General features: G+C 65.1%; 17 protein-coding genes. 12 read left to right on the top strand and 5 right to left on the bottom strand.

The window, feature by feature from the left end; all coding sequences use genetic code 11:
* Positions 1 to 132: 132 nt before the first annotated feature.
* Entirely contained in the window at positions 133 to 828 is a 696-nt protein-coding gene (locus tag BH683_RS06850) for a type 1 glutamine amidotransferase domain-containing protein (protein WP_084835579.1), read from the bottom strand.
* A 247-nt stretch (positions 829 to 1,075) separates the two neighbouring features.
* On the opposite strand from BH683_RS06850, the gene BH683_RS06845 reads away from it, so the two are divergent.
* Complete coding sequence (locus BH683_RS06845) at positions 1,076 to 3,349, top strand: pyruvate dehydrogenase (RefSeq protein WP_246833232.1); 2,274 nt, start codon at positions 1,076 to 1,078, stop codon at positions 3,347 to 3,349.
* On the opposite strand, the gene BH683_RS06840 is transcribed toward BH683_RS06845, so the two are convergent.
* The gene (locus tag BH683_RS06840; protein WP_084835517.1) at positions 3,242 to 4,342 is read right to left on the bottom strand and encodes a DMT family transporter; all 1,101 of its coding nucleotides are present in this window, start codon (positions 4,340 to 4,342) and stop codon (positions 3,242 to 3,244) included. The two genes, BH683_RS06845 and BH683_RS06840, sit on opposite strands and share 108 nt — an antisense overlap.
* Before the next feature lie 87 nt (positions 4,343 to 4,429).
* Between BH683_RS06840 and BH683_RS06835 the strand changes: the two genes are divergently transcribed.
* Positions 4,430 to 4,972, top strand: coding sequence for a CGNR zinc finger domain-containing protein (locus BH683_RS06835; RefSeq protein ID WP_084835516.1), 543 nt, complete (start codon positions 4,430 to 4,432; stop codon positions 4,970 to 4,972).
* Between the two features lie 127 nt (positions 4,973 to 5,099).
* On the opposite strand, the gene BH683_RS06830 is transcribed toward BH683_RS06835, so the two are convergent.
* The gene (locus BH683_RS06830; protein ID WP_084835515.1) at positions 5,100 to 6,152 is read right to left on the bottom strand and encodes a type III polyketide synthase; all 1,053 of its coding nucleotides are present in this window, start codon (positions 6,150 to 6,152) and stop codon (positions 5,100 to 5,102) included.
* Between the two features lie 251 nt (positions 6,153 to 6,403).
* On the opposite strand from BH683_RS06830, the gene BH683_RS28605 reads away from it, so the two are divergent.
* Genes BH683_RS28605 through BH683_RS06810 form a run of 5 tightly spaced genes read left to right on the top strand, consistent with a single transcriptional unit; the run spans position 6,404 to position 11,152 of the window.
* Positions 6,404 to 7,744, top strand: coding sequence for a nucleotide disphospho-sugar-binding domain-containing protein (locus BH683_RS28605; protein WP_168186985.1), 1,341 nt, complete (start codon positions 6,404 to 6,406; stop codon positions 7,742 to 7,744).
* A complete protein-coding gene (locus BH683_RS06825) occupies positions 7,729 to 9,219 on the top strand; it encodes a bifunctional 3-(3-hydroxy-phenyl)propionate/3-hydroxycinnamic acid hydroxylase (protein ID WP_168186984.1) in 1,491 nt (496 codons plus the stop codon). The genes BH683_RS28605 and BH683_RS06825 overlap by 16 nt, the downstream gene beginning before the upstream one ends.
* Positions 9,220 to 9,255: 36 nt before the next feature.
* Positions 9,256 to 10,440, top strand: coding sequence for a lipase family protein (locus tag BH683_RS06820; RefSeq protein WP_168186983.1), 1,185 nt, complete (start codon positions 9,256 to 9,258; stop codon positions 10,438 to 10,440).
* Between the two features lie 23 nt (positions 10,441 to 10,463).
* Positions 10,464 to 10,829 (top strand): SMR family transporter, encoded by a 366-nt coding sequence (locus tag BH683_RS06815; protein WP_084835578.1) that lies wholly within the window; start codon positions 10,464 to 10,466, stop codon positions 10,827 to 10,829.
* Positions 10,829 to 11,152, top strand: a complete 324-nt coding sequence (locus BH683_RS06810) for a multidrug efflux SMR transporter (RefSeq protein WP_084835512.1) — start codon at positions 10,829 to 10,831, stop codon at positions 11,150 to 11,152. The genes BH683_RS06815 and BH683_RS06810 overlap by 1 nt, the downstream gene beginning before the upstream one ends.
* Before the next feature lie 83 nt (positions 11,153 to 11,235).
* On the opposite strand, the gene BH683_RS06805 is transcribed toward BH683_RS06810, so the two are convergent.
* The gene (locus tag BH683_RS06805) at positions 11,236 to 12,204 is read right to left on the bottom strand and encodes a 2OG-Fe(II) oxygenase family protein (RefSeq protein ID WP_084835511.1); all 969 of its coding nucleotides are present in this window, start codon (positions 12,202 to 12,204) and stop codon (positions 11,236 to 11,238) included.
* A gap of 33 nt (positions 12,205 to 12,237) precedes the next feature.
* Positions 12,238 to 13,404: a nitrate ABC transporter substrate-binding protein gene (locus BH683_RS06800; RefSeq protein ID WP_084835510.1), complete on the bottom strand. Its 1,167-nt coding sequence runs from the start codon at positions 13,402 to 13,404 to the stop codon at positions 12,238 to 12,240.
* 248 nt (positions 13,405 to 13,652) lie between these two features.
* On the opposite strand from BH683_RS06800, the gene BH683_RS06795 reads away from it, so the two are divergent.
* The 5 genes from BH683_RS06795 to BH683_RS06775 are packed head-to-tail and all read left to right on the top strand — an operon-like array spanning position 13,653 to position 18,381.
* Positions 13,653 to 14,459: an ABC transporter ATP-binding protein gene (locus tag BH683_RS06795; protein WP_084835577.1), complete on the top strand. Its 807-nt coding sequence runs from the start codon at positions 13,653 to 13,655 to the stop codon at positions 14,457 to 14,459.
* Between the two features lie 53 nt (positions 14,460 to 14,512).
* Positions 14,513 to 15,340: an ABC transporter permease subunit gene (locus tag BH683_RS06790; protein ID WP_246833231.1), complete on the top strand. Its 828-nt coding sequence runs from the start codon at positions 14,513 to 14,515 to the stop codon at positions 15,338 to 15,340.
* A 26-nt stretch (positions 15,341 to 15,366) separates the two neighbouring features.
* Positions 15,367 to 16,422 (top strand): 2-oxoglutarate and iron-dependent oxygenase domain-containing protein, encoded by a 1,056-nt coding sequence (locus BH683_RS06785; protein WP_084835508.1) that lies wholly within the window; start codon positions 15,367 to 15,369, stop codon positions 16,420 to 16,422.
* Positions 16,423 to 16,439: 17 nt separating this feature from the next.
* Positions 16,440 to 17,084 (top strand): GntR family transcriptional regulator, encoded by a 645-nt coding sequence (locus BH683_RS06780; RefSeq protein WP_084835507.1) that lies wholly within the window; start codon positions 16,440 to 16,442, stop codon positions 17,082 to 17,084.
* 52 nt (positions 17,085 to 17,136) lie between these two features.
* Positions 17,137 to 18,381 carry an amidohydrolase family protein gene (locus BH683_RS06775; RefSeq protein WP_084835506.1) on the top strand — a complete coding sequence of 415 codons (1,245 nt, stop codon included), beginning with the start codon at positions 17,137 to 17,139 and terminating at the stop codon, positions 18,379 to 18,381.
* Positions 18,382 to 18,427: the final 46 nt, after the last annotated feature.

Raw genomic sequence — 18,427 nt, 5'->3', positions numbered from 1 at the left:
CCGTTTAATTCCGCGAGGGGTCACCAGGCCATGCGTACCGCCCGGTCGGACCTTGACCCGGGCGCAAGTCGGCAACGTAGACGCACCGGTGGCCCCGACTGTTGTCGGGGCCATCGGTGCGTACGACCGCTCTCAGTCGAGGGCGGAGAGGATCTTTTCGGCGAGCGGAGCCGACGACGCGGGATTTTGGCCCGTGAAGAGAGTGCGGTCGACGACGACCTTGGGCTCCCATGGCGCGCCCTCCTGATAGTCGACGCCGAGTTCCACCAGCCGGTCTTGCAACAACCACTTCGCCTTGTCGGCCAGGCCGGCCTGAGCTTCCTCGGCATTGGAGAATCCGGTCAACCGGTACCCCGCGAAGGTGGCGGATCCATCGGCCCGCGTCGCGGCCAAGAGCGCCGCGGGTGCGTGGCACACCACCCCCAAAGGCTTCCCTGAATCGATGATCTCGTTCAGCAACGCGCCAGAGGTCTCATCGACCGCGAGGTCCTCCATGGGACCGTGGCCGCCGGGGTAGAACACCGCGATGTAGTCGTCGAGACTCACCGAGTCCAGTGGAACCGCTTGCTTGAGAGCGGTATTCGACCGGACCTTTTCGGCGATTGCGTCGGCGTTCTCCTGGCCGCCGTTGACATCGGGGCTCAAACTGCCTTCGTCCACCACCGGGACCACACCACCCGGCGTGGCGACCACCACCTCGTGGCCTGCTTGTGTGAACGCCTCATAGGGCGCGACGAACTCTTCGGCCCAGAACCCTGTCGGATGCTGCGAGCCGTCGGCCAGTGTCCAATGTCGTGCTCCGGTCACCACGAACAAGATTTTCGCCATCATGAACTCCTTCGGTTTCACTCGTGCGCGAACTACAGTGGTCCTCCGCACATGGAAAGACGTTGGTGGGTACCCGGTGGGGCCATCGGCAAACCCGAGTCGGATCCCGGCAGCGGCACCGTCGGTGCGCGAGATCTCCAGGACGCTTGTCGTGCTCGACCGCGCAAGGCAGGATCACCGTATGACGGACAGTGCCGAGGCCCCAGTGGACGCAACGTCGTCACACGATTCCGACCACGCAGCGGCGATGCGGGAGATCGAACAGCGGGTTCTCTGGACTGCCACGTCGATCATCCATCATGCCAACAGAATTCGACCGAACCAGAGCGGCATGAAGGTCGGTGGGCACCAGGCCTCCTGCGCGTCGATCACGTCGATCATGACCGCGCTGTGGTTCGAACATCTGCGGCCGGGCGACCGGGTATCGGTCAAACCGCACGCGTCTCCGGTCCTGCATTCGATCAACTACCTGCTGGGCGAACTCGACGAGAAGTATCTGACGACCCTGCGCGAGTTCGGGGGACTGCAGAGCTATCCCAGTCGGGTCAAGGATCCGGATCCGGTGGACTATTCGACCGGCTCTGTCGGGATCGGTGCCACCGCGCCCATCTGGGGCGCGATGGCGCGCAGGTACGTCGAGACGACCTTCGGTGGTGCGGGCGCGGGTCGGCAGTACTCGCTCGTGGGTGATGCCGAGCTCGACGAAGGCGCCGTATGGGAGGCGATCGGCGATCCGTCGGTCGCGGAGATGGGCGAGATCGTCTGGATCGTCGACATGAATCGGCAGTCGCTGGACCGGGTGGTCCCGAACATTGCCGCCGGTCGACTCGAGAAGATGTTCTCCGCGGCAGGCTGGCAGGTGATCACCGTGCAATTCGGCGCACTGCTGGAATCGCTGTTCGCGCGGTCCGGTGGCGATGCACTGCGAGCCCGCATCGTGCAGATGTCGAACCCCGAGTACCAGCGACTGCTGCGCTGCGACGCGGACGAGGTACGTTCCCGGTTGCCGGGCGATGGTCCAGGCGCGGATGCTGTCGCGGCCGTCATCGCCGATCTCGACGACTCCACACTGCTCAGTGCGATCCGCAACCTCGGTGGTCATGATCTCGAGGCGCTGGGCGAGGCGTTCGCGCAGATCGACGACACCAGGCCGTCGATTGTCATCGCGTACACGATCAAAGGTCACGCCCTGCCCACCGAGGGCCACCCTCAGAACCATTCGTCCCTGCTGACGGTCGAGCAATTCGCCGATTTCGCGGGGCAACTGGGGATGGATCCGGGCAGCCCGTGGCAGCGTTTCGAATCGACGGGCAATGCCGGACGACTCTGCCTGCGCACTGCGGAGGCGCTGCGCCGTGAACCGGTGACGGAGTCGGCGCCTCCGACGGTACCCACCGACTTCGGCCGCACCCCGTCGGGAACATCGACAACCCAGGCGGCGCTCGGTAGGGCACTGCTCGATCTCACGCGGGAGTCCCCGGACGTGGCCAAGCGTGTGGTGACAGTGAGTCCGGACGTCAGTTCCACCACCAATCTCGCGGGCTGGCTGAACAAGGTGGGTGTCTGGTCGACCAGTGAGCGACGGGACTGGTTCGCCGACGACGCGCAGACGATGATGCACTGGACCGAGAACCCGGCCGGTCAGCACATGGAACTCGGGATCGCCGAGACCAACCTGGTCGGGTTGATCGGCGAACTCGGCGCCACCTGGAGTCGATGGGGGCAGCCGCTGTTCCCCATCGGGGTGCTGTACGACCCGTTCGTGGGACGTGCCCTGGAACCGTGGTCGTACGGCATCTATGCCGGCGGACAGTCGATTCTCGTCGGCACCCCCTCGGGGGTGACGCTCGCCGCCGAAGGTGGCGCCCATCAATCGATCACGACGCCTTCGATAGGTCTGGAGCAGCCGGAATGCGTCAGCTATGAGCCGGCGTTCGCGCTCGACGCAGAATGGGTTCTCCTGGCGTGCATGGCACGGCTGGGTCGGCCCGGCGGCCTGTCGTCGTATCTGCGGCTGTCGACCCGACCCGTGAGTCAGTCGCTCGCCGCGGTGCCGGTCGATCCGGCTGCTCGTGAGCGACGACGACGGCAGGTGGTGGCGGGGGCGTACACCCTGCGGCACGTACGACAGCCCGCGGTGACCCTGGTCGGGATGGGTGCGGTGATCACCGAAACCCTTGCGGCAGCGAACCGTCTGGAGGAACAGGGCGTGTCGGCCGAGGTGATCTGTGTGACGAGCCCGGGTTTGCTCTTCGAGGCGCTGCAGTCCCGCCGCGGCCACGGTGATGGGCCGACCTGGATTCTCGACCAGATCTTCGCGACGCACCGGGCGGCACCGATGGTGACCGTGCTGGACGGGCATCCGCACACCCTTGCGTTCCTTCCCACCGTCAACGGTGTCCCAGGAGTTGCGCTAGGGGTCAGTCGTTTTGGTCAGACCGGGTCGCTCGAAGACGTCTACTCCTATCACGGGATCGACGCCGACGGCATCGTCGCGGCCGCCCTCGACGTCATTGAGTGAAGGGTGGTCGAGTGAGGGGTCGTGCAGTGACGATTCGTCTGACGTGGCGCGAGGTCTGCCGCCGAGGTTGACCGCCACGAGCCCTGCGAGCAACACCGCGGCACCGACGAGTTGCGCCGCAGCCATCGTCTGACCGAGTAGCCACCAGGATGCCACCGCGGACGCGACCACTTCGATCAGCGCGACAAACGAGGCCGGGGTCGCACCGAGCAATCGAACCGCAGTGACGCCGGTGACGTACGCAAGGCTCGTCGAGATCCCCGCGATGGCCAGCGCCACCAGCCACCACGGCACCACGGTGTCGGCGAGCACGGGGGAGTCGGTGCTCATCGACATCGGCAGCAGACCGACCACCCCCGCGACTGCGATCACGATGGTGCCGAGCATCAATCCGCCGGCAGCGAGCGCGAGGGGATCAACGCTCCCACCGGACCGTGAGAAGTCTTCTGTGGCAAGGATGAAATAGCTTGCCAATCCCATACCGGCGACAATGGCCCAGACCAGACCGACCGGATCGATGTCGCCGATCCCGCTACCTCCGAGAATCACCACCACCAGACCGGTGAGCGCGGTGACGCAACCGAAGCCGGTCAGGATCGTGGGCTTGCGGCCGCGGATCAACCAGTCGTAGGCCACGACGAGAATGAGGCCCGAGTACTCGATCAGCAGTGCGACAGGAACGTCGAGGTAGCGGACGGCGTTGAAAAAGCTCAGTTGCACCACCGCGACTCCGAGTACGCCGTACGCGACGACCAGCAGTGGTGACTTGGCGAGTTCCCGAAATAGTCTGCGACGCAGAAGGATGAGGGGGATGACGAGCAGTAGAGAACCCAGGCCGAGTCGTGCCGCGGTCACTGCGGCGGACGACCACCCGCTGTCGATGAGACCCTTGGCGAGCGGACCCGACGTGCCGAAACAGACCGCCGAGGTGACCGCGACCAGCAGGCCGTACGCGGGTGTGCGGGCAGCACCCGAGGGGGATGGTTTGCTCACCGGGGTCTCCTCGGCTGGTCGTCCGCACGTCAGTACCAATGTCGCTTACACTCCTTACAGTGAAGCCGATCGGACGTAAGGAGTCAAATGCTTTTTGCCCATGACACCGATCTGGCGCTTGCTGCCACAGCCGCGCTGATCAACACCGGGCGCGCCGAGGTCGACACCATGACCACCACGTTGCAGCTGAGCGAATACCTCGATGAGCAGGGCTATTCGGGCCGCCGTGACGGAGATGATGCGGAGCTGGCGGCCGTGCGGAAGCTACGGCAGCGGCTCGACACCCTGTGGTCGATGGACGTCGACGACGTGGCTCGGGAGGTCAACGACATCCTTCGGGAAGCCGACGCGCGTCCGTATCTGAGTCGGCACGACCACTGGGATTGGCACATCCACGTGACCGACGCCGAGGCTCCGCTCGCCGACAGGATGGCCGCCGAGAACGCCATGGCCCTGATCGACCTCATTCGCACCGGCCAACTCGAACGACTCAAGACATGTGCCGGTGAAGACTGCGACTCAGTGTTCGTCGACTTCTCACGGAACCGGTCGAGACGGTTCTGCAGCGACGGTGGTTGCGGCAACCGGGCTCACGTGGCGGCGTATCGTCGTCGCCGGGCCCGAGGCTGACCGACCCCGCCGACCGTGCCCGATCCTGCAGCGTAATCTGCTCCACTTTCAGCAATCCGCTCCGGTTCCGGAGCCCTGGAACCGGAGCATCCTTCTGGAAGTGGAGCATCTGTCTGAGCGTCGGCCGTCACTCCAGTCGGAACAGCATCGTCTCCGCGGTGAGCCCGGGACCGAAAGCCATGGCGCTCCCCATGCCTGTGGGGCCGCCGTGTGCGGCGCGCTCCATCATCTCGGCGAGAACGAAAAGTACTGTCGCAGAAGACATGTTCCCGTAGTTTTCAAGGATGTGCCGTGACACTGCGAGTGCGTCGGAGTCGAGTTCGAGGGCGTTCTCGACCGCATCGAGAATGGTTCTGCCGCCGGGATGAATTGCCCAGAGGTCGATATCGTCCGGTGTACGTCCGGCCAGGATGAGCTTGAGATTCTCGGGGTTCAGTGCCTTGCCGAGTTGGCCGGGGACCTTGCCGGACAGCACCATGTCATAACCCGCGTTGCCGATTCGCCAGGTGATGAGGTCGCGGGTGTCCGGCACCATCAACTGCTTGAACGTGTCGAGTTCAATTCCGGTGGTCTCGGCGGAGATCACTGCTGCTGCGCAGCCGTCTCCGAAGATCAAGAACGACAACATGGATTCGAGACTCTTGGGCTTCTGGAGATGAACGGAGCACAGCTCGACACTGACGAGCAGGACCTTGGCGCTCGGATCGGCCCGAACGATGTTGTTCGCGGTCTTCAGGCCGGTGATACCGGCGAAACAACCCATGAAGCCGATCTGCGTGCGGTCGACGTTGGGGCTGATGCCGCAGTTCTTGATGATGTCGTAGTCGATGCCGGGGGAATAGAAGCCTGTGCAGGTCACGATCACCAAGTGGGTGATGTCGTCGGCCGCTGCACCCAGGTCCAGGCCGTCCACGGCGCGCTGGGCCAGTTTCGGGGCCTTGTCCTCGTACTCGATCATGCGGGTTTCGGTGTCGACGTCGCTCGGATTGTCGCCGTAGAACGCCACCGGATCCTCGACTGCAGACCAGCGATGAGAGATGTGAGCGCGTTCGGCCATCCTCTTGAACAGCAGCATTTTTCCGCGGGCGTCGATCAGCGCGGGGGCGAACTCGACGAAGGTCTCGTGAACGTCGAGCTCTGGAACTGCGGTGCTGATCTGGTTTACATAAGCGGTGACCATGGGATGATTTCCGAATCTCGTCTCAAAAAGCCTGGGGTAGCCGTAGTCTCGCCGCGATGCAAACTAGGTTGAGGTCAACGTAGGTCCGTTTATGGCATTCGGCAACCCCTCGGGTTGTCGAGACCGGGCTTTTCGGATGTGATGTCGGTCATTTGCTCGACTGTGGCGTCGGTAGGTGATGCCAGGCGATCCGAGAACGGTTGTTGTCATGTGACAATCGGACCTACTCCCGAGAAGAATGACGAATCCAGATGCGAAATGTGTTGTTGTGCAGCGCTCCGCTGACCGGGCATGTCCAGCCGATGATAACCATCGGTAAACAACTCGTCAGTGATGGTTCGACTGTGATGATGCTGACCGGCAGCCGCTTTCGGGAGAGGGTTCAGCGGGCCGGGCTGGAACACATTGCGCTACCCGTGTCTTCGGACTTCGACGATCGAGATCTCGACGGGCAATTCCCCGGCCGATCCCGGTTGCCGGGGATCCTTCGCTCTCGCTACGACCTCGAGAACTTCTTCGCCAAGAACATCGTCGCGCAGCATCGAGCGGTGTCGAAGGTGCTTGCCGAACGTACTGTGGACGTGGTGCTCGCCGAGAACCTCTTCCTCGGACTGTTGCCGACCCTGACCGTCCGTGATGTCGGCTCGCACCGGTCGGGTTCTACCCAGATGGGTTCACCACGGATAGGTTGCGTCTGTACGTCGCCGCTGATGGCGTCAAGCCGCGACACCGCGCCGTTCGGGCCAGGGTTTCCGCCGTCGAGCACCCCGTGGGGGATGCGCCGGAACAGACTGCTCAGTGCGGGTGCGCGCGCGGTGGTGTTGCGCCGGGTTCAGCGGATTGCCGACGCCGCGGTGCAGGAGACCGTCGGATGCGAGGCGGGCTCGTTCGTTCTGGACTGGCCACTGCTCGCCGACGACATCTTCGTTCTCACCGCCCCGTCGTTCGAGTACCCGCGGCGCGATCTCGACGAGCGGCTCGACTACGTGGGACCGGTGCTCGACATCGCAGGCGGGTCTCACACAACCCCTCCCTGGTGGCCCCGGCTCGACGGACCGGACCCGGTGGTGGTGGTCACTCAGGGCACGCTCGACAACGGTGACATGGGCAGATTGGTGGAACCGACCCTGGCTGCGCTGGCGCACACCCCTACGTTGGTGATCGCGACGACGGGCGGGCCGTCCGCGAAGGCAGTACGTGCGCCCGGGGACAATTCCGTCGTGACCGAGTTCGTCCCGTTCGACATGTTGTTGCCCCGTGCCGACGTCCTGGTCACCAACGGCGGCTGGGGCGGAGTGCACTTCGCTCTGCGGCATGGTGTTCCCATCGTCGTGGCGGGGTCCACGGAGGACAAGAACGAAGTTGCAGCGCGAATCGTGCGTTCAGGCACGGGAATTCGGTTGCGCTCGACCCGGCCGGCTGCCATCCGGCGGGCGGTGCAGACGGTGCTGGACGACCCCGGTTACCAGGATCGCGCGCGGGCGATGGCGAAAGAACTGGCCGTGCTCGGCGGGGCGCGCGGGATCAGTGCGGCACTGAACAGGCCGCCGAAGCACGCCTCCGGATCGCCTGCGCAGTGTCCGCCCAGGTAGTGATCGTCGGTGCCGGACCGACCGGCCTGACGGCCGCCGCTCTGCTGGCTCGATACGGCATCCCCAGCACGATCCTCGAGCGACATCGCGGCGTGTATCCACTGCCTCGAGCTGTGCACCTCGACGACGAGGTGTACAGGATCCTGCAAGCCGCCGGCGCCGCAGACGACTTCGGTCCGCATGGACGGCCCGCAGAGGGAATGCGCTTGGTCGACGCACGGATGCGGGTACTGATGAGGTTCGCGCGAAGTTCGGCGAACGGACACCATGGCTGGCGCGAGAGCACGATGTTCGACCAACCCGATCTCGAGCGAGCTCTGCGCGGTGCCGTGTCGAGGCAGCAGGCCGTCACCGTGCGCGAGGGCGTCGATGTCGAATCTGTTGTGGTGTCCGGCGGTGTGGCGACGCTTCAGGTACGCGATGAGCGCGGTCCTGACGTCCTCACCGCACAGTTCGTCCTCGGGTGTGACGGCGCTTCGAGCGTCGTCGCGTCGGCCATCGGGCAGCAGGCGTACGACCTCCGCTTCAGACAACGTTGGTTGGTGGTCGATGTACGTTGTGCTGCGGACCTGCAGATGTGGCCCGGAGTGCACCAGGTGTGCACGGGCGCGCAGGCGTCGACGTTCATGCGAATCGGAGAAGACAGATACCGCTGGGAGTTCCGCCTGCCGGACCTCGACACCGCTGTCGGCGACGACGTGGACGAGGCGTGGGCACTGCGCGCGGTACGTGCGCAGCTGGCTGATGCCGACACCGACGTCGAGATCCTCCGGACCGCGATCTATCGGCATGCCGCGCGCGTCGCCAGGCACTGGCAATCGGGTCCGCTTTTCGTCCTCGGTGACGCCGCGCATCTCACCCCGCCGTTCATCGGGCAGGGTCTCGGCGCGGGCCTGCGTGATGCGATGAACCTGGCGTGGAAGCTGGCCGCGGTGATCGACGGGCGCGCCGACGAGCGGCTGCTTCGCACGTACGAATCCGAACGCAAGCCGCATGTGGTGCGGTCGGTGGTCGCGGCGACCGTGGTGGGAACGCTGATGAGCGTTCGGGGCATGCCCGCGCAGACGGTGGCTCACACAGCGATGCGTGCCGTCGATTCCGTGCCGGGGGCAGCATCGGCCGGCCCCGCCTTCATCTATCCGCGGGTTGGTCGCAGACGCCTGTCGCTGCGCGAACGGGCTCGGCGCCAGAACCGCATCGTCGGGCGGACGGTGCCCCAGTTCACCTCTACGGACGAACAAGACACGCACCGGCGGTCCGACGAAATCCTCGGCTGCGGTTACGTTCTGCTCGTCGACGGGCACACTGATGCGGCGCTGCTGCGGCACTCCCGATCGGTGGGTGCGCGGGAGATGGAGGTCGGCGACCTGGGGCCGTTCGCACCCGCGATGCGCCGATGGCTGCACACCAACGGAGCCCGCTCAGTGTTGATCAGACCCGATCGGGTGGTGTGTGCGGCCGACCCGATCGCCTGACCGGGGCGGGTGATGACCGCTGGTAAGTTCTTGCCCGTGACGTTCACAAGGCACGGATTTGTGGCGATTGCCGCGATCGTGTCGCTGGTTCTCGCTGCGTGCGGTACGGCCGAGCCGGCCACTCCACCCGACGAGCCGATGCCGACGACGTCGTCCATCGACTATCCGGCTCCCGGTGACGTCGTCGACAGACGCGACTGGGTGTCGACCACCGGCCTCGCTCCCGATCTGCGTGGCGACCGGATCCTGTACCGGTCCACCGACACCAGTGGTAAGCCGAATGTCGTGTCGGGGACGGTCTTCGAACCGGAGGGCACACCGCCCGAGGGTGGCTGGCCAGTCCTGGCGCTGGGACACGGGTCGACCGGGATAAACACCAACTGTGCGCCATCGTTGACGGGCAACCTCTACGGGCTCGCCCGATTGGTGACCACGTATCTGCGCGCGGGTATGGCCGTGACCCTCGCCGACTTCGCAGGGTTGGGTTCGGACAGCGGCCCGCACCCGTACCTCGATCCCTATTCCGCTGCCCGCACCATGATCGACTCGGTCCGGGCGATCCGGCAGGTGTATCCGCAGGTGTCGACGACCTGGGTGACCTACGGGATATCGCAGGGTGCTGGGGCGAGCTGGGCCGCTGACGAGATCGCGGCGTCCTACGCGCCCGATCTGCGGCTGAAAGGTGCGGTCGCGCAGGTACCTCCCACCAGCAAGGTCCCGGTGGTCGACCTGGCCGCGGCCGGCGCGCTCACCAAGGAACAGCAGGGAAGCCTGCAGTGGATGGAGGAATCCCTCGCGCGGCGCAACCCCGACATGAATCGCGATGACTATCGGCGCGGCGGCCTCGCCCAGCACTGGGATGCACTGAGCGCATGCGCCGAGGCGTCTGTGCGGGAGCAGGCGGTCGCATGGATCTCGGCGCCCGACTTCGTGCCTGCCTCGCCCGCCGCCACCGCTCGGCTACGCGAGCTGATCCAGCAGATGGCGCTGCCCAAGGCAGCTCTCACTGCTCCGCTGCTCGTGCTGTACGGCGGACAGGACAAGTTCAATGAGCCCGCGTGGACGGCAGCGTCCATCCGGGACCAGTGTGTTCTGGGTGGGTCCGTGACCGTCGATCTGCAACCCACCGCCGGGCACGGGACCGTGAACACCGGCGGGATCCTCCCGTATCTGACCGACCGACTCGCCGGGTCGCCCGTGCGGGATGATTGTCGCCCATGAGCACTTCCGCGCAGACCGGCTCGCTGAAGCCGTGGTTACTGCTGTTCGGCGCAATTGTCATGGAGGTCACCGCGACTCTCGCACTTCGGGCGGCCGTGGATCATCCGGCCTGGATCGCCCTCGTCGTGCTCGGCTACAGCGGTGCGTTCGTCTGCCTGGCGCTGGTGCTGCGCGAGGGTATGCCGATCGGTGTCGCCTACGGGATCTGGGCAGCGTGCGGCGTCGCGCTGACCGCTGTACTCGCGGCCATCATCTTCGACGACCCGTTCACCTGGGTGATCGCACTCGGTATCGGGGTCGTGATCGTCGGGGTCCTGCTGGTGGAACTGGGGTCTCACAAGGCCGAGACGGTGACGATGTCGACTGAGGCAGAGCCGGAGCAACCCTGATGCAGTGGGTGTATCTGACCATCGCGATCCTGAGTGAAGTCGTCGGCACCATGTCGTTGCGGGCATCAGACGGCTTTCGGAAAGCGGTGTGGCTCATCCCGACGGCGATCGGCTATCTGCTGGCCTTCGGGATGCTGGCGCTGACGTTGGCCGAGGGGATGCCGGTGGGGATCGCTTACGGGATCTGGGCGGCGTGTGGTGTCGCGATCACTGCCGTCGTTGCGAAAATCTTGTTCGACGACCCACTGACCTGGCTGATGGGCCTCGGGATCGTGACCATCGCCGGCGGGGTCTTGATCATCGAGCTCGGCGCGGCGCACTGAGCTCCGATCTTGGTGGGTTGTGGCGAGCGAAAGCGCAGGTCGCCGTCGCCGCAACCCACCAAGATGGGGCAGTCGGCAGCGAATCAGCCTGCGAAGTTCGCGCTGATGCGTTGCTGCAGGTAATCCTCGGCGCTGATGGCCGGGTACTTGCCATTCGGGCCCTCGATCGAGACCTCCCGATTGGCCTGTGCGAAGAACGCGATGCTGTAGCGAGAACCGCGATGATCGTCGGGTCCCGGGCTGCGCACCCGGTGGAAGTTGGACGGCAGGGCATCGTCGCTCCAACGCATCAGCATGTCGCCGATGTTGCAGGTGATGGCATCGTCGGAGGGTTCCACCGACGTCCACACCTGATCTTCCATCTCCTTACCGGGGCACACCTGCAGTCCGCCCTGCCCATTGCGCTGAAAAAGCAATGTCAGGCAGTCGAAGTCGGTGTGGGCGCCGGCCCGCCACACCCCGGTGAGGTCGGCGTCGGCAGGCAACGCGTAATAGTGCAGCAGACGTAACGTGCTCTGGTAACTCGCAGACGCCGGATCATGTGCACGGGTGAAAGAGTCCCGGTCGAATCCGAGTTTGTCGGCGAACAGTGAGAGCAGCTCCATCGCCAGGGTCCAGCAGCGGCGCTCGAAATCGAGGATCGTCTGCCGGAAACCGGCGAGTTCGGCGTCGGTGGGCCACAGCCCGTCCATGTTCGACAACGTCACCTGGTACGACTCCTTCTGATCAGGGGTGCCGACCGACGGGCGCACCTGCGTCAAGCTCTCCCACCCGGAGTTGTAACGCTTGGGGCGGCGGGATTTCACGTCTTCAGGCAGAGCGAAGAACGCTTCTGCCATCGCGAATGCGTCCTGCACGTCGACGAGATCGATCCCGTGGTCGACGACCTGGAAGAATCCGATGTCGGTTGCTGCGGACCACAGTTCGTCAGCGATGTCTGCGCGCCGGTTGCTCAGATCTGCCAGTGAGATGCGCCGCACCTCGCGATCGCTCTCGGTGCCCAGTGCGCCCATACGGCGTTCGCGCTGCAGTTCTGTCATGTCGTGTGTCATGCGGGGAGTGCCTTCCGGTGAAGAGGGGTTCGCTCAGGGGATCGAGATGGCGGGGTCGGTGAACTGATTGGTGAACAGTTGCTCCCCGGTCGCGTTCTGCGGAACCTGGTTGCCGCCTGCGGCGAGGACCGGACGCAGGTCGTCGACGTTGCTCTGTGTGCGCGTCTCGTCGTAGACACCGAACGACCCGTTGTCCTCATTGGCGAGCAAACCCTTGTCCTGCAGCAGGTTCGCGCTGAAGGCCGCCTCGCCTTCGCTGTACGGGGAGTAGGTCTGGTCTTGCGACACCACATCGACGATCACCTTGTTGGTGGCTTCGGGTGAACTGATGTAGTCGACGCCGGACTGCTGGATGATCGGCACCAGTTTATCGAGGCACGGGGAGAACTCGGCGACCTTGTCCGCGCGTACCGAGACGTTCGAGGCATAGATGTCGTAACCCGCGTCCTTGACCAGGCCGTACGAGACGGGCTTGTCCCAGGCGGGTGTCTCCTCGGCGTAGGTGTACGGCTCGGAGTTGGCGAAACCCTGCTGCGCGATGGCCGGGTCGCCGACGAACCGGGACGGCGCGCCGTCGTAGCTCGTGTCGATCTGGGACTGCTTGAGCAGTCCCTTCGCGACCATCCACTGCGGGAAGATCTGGTCCTTGGACACCACGACCGTGGCGTCGGTGGTCCCGACGTCGCCGACCGTCTTCCACTCGGGATGAGTCGCGGGATCCCACATCAGAATCGCCGGGCTGTACTTGAGCAGGGGAGTCACGCCGACCACCGGCTGGTCGGCGGCCGCCGACACCAGCTGATCACCGTGCACCACGCCCAGCATCACCGAGTCGTCGACGTACAGCTGCGAGGTCACGGACTGGAAGCCGATTGCCGGGCCGCCTGATTTGAGAGTGATGTCGACACCGGTGTCCTTACCGCCCGCGACCAGCGGGCCGGTGACCGACTTGTCGTCGGTGTCGACGACGTATCCGGGTCCGAGCAGGCCGAACAGACCGCCCATGTCCGACTGCGGCTGCCACTGCAGCTGGACGCCTACGTTGGCGGGGCAGACGTCGGCGAGACTCTGCTGCGCCGCGGCCGGCTCGAGGGACACAGATTCTGCTGGCTCGTCCGAGCCGTAGGCGCAGGCCGACAGCCCGAGAGTGGTGAGGGCGATGACGGTGACACCGATGCGTTGGGCGCGTTGTGCTTTCACGGTTCTCCTAGAGGTGAGTTTCGGTTGATTGCATGCAATCACTACTCTGTTGCCATGGTGTTAAGCGATTCGCCCAAGTTCGTCGAGGTGCCGAAAAAGACGAGCAAAAAGCCAATTTTTCGAAGCAATGAGTGCTTACGTCATCAAGTTGTAACGTGGTGCAACGAAATCGTCATGCATGTAATCAAAGATGAGAAGCGTTGGAAGGCCAGCCTGTTGCATGTACAGCCAAGCTCTTGGAGATGACGATGAAACTAGCCGACACGACGCGGGGAACCGACGCTCGACGGCTCACCAAAGATCTGCAGATGGTGTTCGCAGATGTGGTGAAGCAGTTCGACACCGGAACCGTTGCCATCGAAAAGGCGGACCTCGAAGTCCGACGCGGCGATTTCGTCGCGGTGGTGGGCCCGTCAGGATGCGGAAAGTCGACGCTGCTGCGCATGGCTGCCGGGCTCGAGAGACCTACCGAGGGTTCGGTGGCGGTGGCCGGCGAATCGGTCGGTTTCATCTTCCAGGAGCCGACTCTGCTTCCGTGGCGCAACGTCCGCGCCAACGTGGAACTGTCGGCAGAACTGAAAGGGGGAGAACTCAGACGTGACCGGCGAGGCCACCGAGCAGACTACAAACGTCGTGCTGCGGAGGCGATCTCAGCGGTCGGACTCGACCAGTTCGCGAATCAACTGCCGAATGCATTGTCGGGCGGCATGAAGATGCGGGTGTCCCTCGCCCGGGCGCTCACGCTGTCTCCGGAGATCATGCTGCTCGACGAGCCGTTCGGGGCCCTCGACGAGATGACCCGCCTCGAGATGCAGGCCGAGCTGCAGAAGCTCTATGCGACAGAGAAGTTCACTGCCATGTTCATCACCCACTCGGTGTCGGAAGCGGTCTATCTCGCCAACAAGGTGGTGGTGATGACACCCCGCCCGGGCAGGATCGCGGCGGTGATCGACATCGACCTGCCGTACCCGCGAGACCCAGAGCTGCGATTCGACCCACGGTTCAACGAATACGTCGCCGACATCTCGGCGACCTTGCACGGGAGTATCCGATGACCCTCACCGCCACCCTCGGCCTGCCTGCCCGGATCCGCCCACGCAGCAAGGCGATGGTCGGGACTCGGGCCCGCAGCCGAAACAGCCGCCGCCTCAGGGGATTCGCTGCTGCACTGGCCTACCCGTTGTTGTCCCTGATCGGCGCTCTTGCAGCGTGGTCCGCCGTCAGCTACTGGGTGCTCGCGCCCGAGCGGAGGTTTCTGCTGCCACCGCCCTCGGAGGTGCTGAGCAACTCGCTGCTGGACTGGTCTCATCTGCAGCCCATGCTCGAGGCGCTCGCCGTCACGGCGCAGGTGGCCCTCGTAGGGTTCCTCGTGGCAGTGGTGGTCGGGGTCGGGACGGGCGTGCTGATGAGTCAGGCCAAGTGGATCGAGCGCATCATCTATCCCTACGCCGTGGTGATCCAGGTGATCCCGATCCTGGCGATCGTGCCGCTGATCGGGTTGTGGTTCGGATACGGGATGTCTTCGCGCACCCTCGTATGCGTTCTCATTGCGGCCTTCCCCATCATCACCAACACACATTTCGGTATCCGTTCGGTGGACCGGGGTCTGCACGAATTGTTCGCCCTCTCGCACGCCTCACGCTGGGATCGTTTGGTCAAACTCGAACTGCGCACTGCACTTCCGACCATTCTGACCGGTATCCGCACTGCGTCCGGACTGGTGGTGGTCGGCGCGATCATCGGCGACATGTTCTTCGCGAAAGGCCAACCCGGCATCGGAACGCTCCTCGACGTCTACCGCGGCCGGCTACAGTCCGACGACCTGATCGCCGCCATCGTGCTCGCCTCGCTGTTCGGGGTGGCCGTCTTCGCGCTCATGGGCCTGGTGTCCAAGGCTGCGGTCGGCAGCTGGCACGAGTCCGCGAACAAATCCTGAGCCCCTCGTAGAAAGAAGTACCATCGATGTCCCAACAAAACTTCCACGTGCCCACCATCGACATCAGCCCGTACCTCACCGGTCACAGCGCCGGCAGCAGCACGCAGTGCGCCGCGGTCGCCGCCGAACTCGACGCGGCGTGCCGAGAGGTGGGTTTCGTCCAGATCGTCGGGCACGGCATCGATCCCACCCTGATCACGGACCTGGCCGACGCGCTCGACGAGTTCTTCGCCCTGCCGCTGGCAGTGAAGAAGGAGTACCGGCGCGATCCGTCCACCAACCGCGGGTACTCCCCGCCGAAGTCCGAGTCGCTCAGTATGAGCCTGGGGATCCCGACCGCGAACCAGATGAACGACTTCTACGAGGCCTACACGGTGGGTACGGCCGCTGCGGACTTTGCAGGCCTCGACCTGCCGGAGACCAGCTACGCCCCAAACAACTGGCCCGGGGCGGCTCCCGGCTTCGAGCCACGGGTGATGCGGTACTTCGCCGCGGCCCAAAGCTTGTCGCGCACGTTGATGCGAGCGTTCACCGATGCGCTCGGACTCTCCCCGCACCACTTCGACACCTTGGTCGACCACTCGATCGAGGTACTCAAGATGAACAACTACGCGCTCCCCGAGGGCGATACCGAGTTCACCGGTGACCTCCGCGGTATGGGCGCACATTCGGACTTCGGCATCCTGACGGTGTTGTGGGCCGATCAGGTGCCGGGTCTCCAGGTGCTCGACCGTGGCGGTCGTTGGCATGACGTCGAGCCTGCTGACGGTGCCCTGCTGGTCAATCTCGGCGACGCCATGGCCCGCTGGACCAACGACCGCTGGATGTCGACGATCCACCGGGTGGACCCGCCGGTGGTGAACGGACAGATTCGGCGACGACGATCGGCGGCGTTCTTCTTCGACGGCAATCACGACGCCGTCATCGAACCACTTCCCGGAACCCTCTCAGACGGCGAGACCGGCTACGCTCCGATCACGGTGGCCGAGAACATCGCCATGAAGGTGGCCGGTCTTCGGACGGGTGCGGCGCCGACGGTCGACCTGCGTGAAACCGCGCGGGTCGCGGCGGCCGGGAACTAGCGGAGGAGGATTGCGACGTGGCGTCAACCGAGCGTGCCCTGTTGACCGACTCCGTACACGATGCTCTGCGGGAGTTGATCTTCTCGGGAGAGCTGGCCTCGGGCAGCCCCTTGAGCGTCCCGGCGCTCGCTGCGCGATTGAACGTGAGTCGCACCCCCGTTCGCGAAGCGGTGCAGCAGCTGATCTATGAGGGTCTGGCGTCGCACACGCGGAACGCGGGCGCTCGCGTCGCATCCCTGGACGCGGGAACACTCAAAGCGGTGTTCGACGTGCGGGAGGTACTCGACGGACTCGCTGCCTACACCGCTACCCTGACAGCAACGCACGAGACGGTTGCACAGCTTCGCAAGATGGTGCAGGTCCAGTCCGAGCTGCTCGACGAACCGGCCGATCAGCGCCGCGATTCCCTGCTGGACCTGGAGTTTCACACGCTGATTCGGGAGACCGCCGACAACCGCCCCCTGGGCGAGGCGTTGTCGAGGTTGGACGGTCAATCCCATCTGTTCCGGTCGGATGTGTGGACCGCCGATCTCAACCGGCGGCTCGCGGTGTCCGAACACGAGCGGATCGTCGCGGCGATCGAGGCAGGCGACGCCGAGGGGGCCCGCACAGCCGCCTGCGCCCACGTCGCGGGCATCTTCGTGCGCACCCAGCGGGTCTGAGTGCGACGCCAGCCCGGCCTTCTCAGCCGACCAAATTTCAGGAGTATGTCTTGTGAACTATGTTCTTCCTCAGGTGGTTTCGCGACTTCGCGGCGCGACGCTGCCGGACGGTTCGGTCGTCGACGTCGACCTCGTCCGCTGTGGTGAGCACGTCGTCGTCTCCGCAGTGGGGCCGACCGATGAGCACACAGCGGCCGACAGGGAAAGCCTCGACCTACGTGGCTATGTCTTGATGACTGCGCCGGCCGAGCCGCACGCACATCTCGACAAGGCGCTGTCGTGGGATGCGTTGCAGCCACCGCTGGGCGATCTCCATGACGCCATCGCCAGCTGGAAGCAGGGGAGTGCGACCTTCGACGAGGAATCGTTTCGCTCGCGTGCGCGGGAGGCGGCACTCGCCCTGGTGCGCAACGGAACCACTGCGGTTCGATCGCACGTGGACATCCTGGCCGGCGACGATCCGTTACGGGGCATTCGCGCCGTGGTGCGGGTCCGCAACGAGTTGCGGGGCCTGATCGACATCGAGATCGCCGCGCTGTGCAAGGTGTACTCGGGTGACGATCTCGTCCACGCCGCCCTCGATGCCGGTGCGGACCTGGTCGGGGGGTCGCCGCACAGTGCGCCGGATCCGATCGGTGACCTGAACCGGTTGCTGGACATCGCCGAGGCGCGGGGCGTCGGTGTCGACTTGCACACCGACGAGTTCCTCGAAGGTGACCACCACACGATCGCAGCCTTCGCCGATCGGGTGCGGCACTGGCCTGCCGACCGGATCCGTACCGCCGGCCATTGCACCCGGCTCGGGACGATGGCGCCGGACGAGCTGAAGGAACTGATTCCGCGCATCGCCGCGAGCGGACTGGGGGTGGTCGCCAACCCGATCACCAACCTCTACCTGCAGGGCCGCGACCACCCGGTGTCGATGCCCCGCGGTATCACCGCCATCGAACCGCTGCGAGCGGGTGGGGTCTGCGTGGCCGCGGGCGCCGACAACGTGCGCGATCCCTTCAATCCGATCGGCCGCAGCGACGCCCTGGAAACGGCGGCTCTGACCATCGCTGCCGCCCACGTCCGTCCCGACGTGGCGCTGGCGATGGTGACAGACGACGCGAGGACGGTGATGGGCCTGCCGCAGGCGGGCGCGAGGGTGGGTGCACGGGCAGAGTTTCTCGCGGTCCGCGGCACAAGCGTGCTCGACGTCATCGCAAACGCACCCGCCGATCGCATCGTCATCCACAACGGTGCCATCGTGTCGGTCAGCGAGACCCAGACCTGGACAGCGCCGCCCGCTCTGTAATCGGCGGCGTGGCGGCGCAGCTCTACCGGCCAGCTGCAATCTCTGT

This window comes from Williamsia sp. 1138 (assembly GCF_002095435.2).
Taxonomy (GTDB): domain Bacteria; phylum Actinomycetota; class Actinomycetes; order Mycobacteriales; family Mycobacteriaceae; genus Williamsia.
Note: the sequence above shows the minus strand (reverse complement) of the source record. Positions and strands in the feature narration are given on the sequence as shown.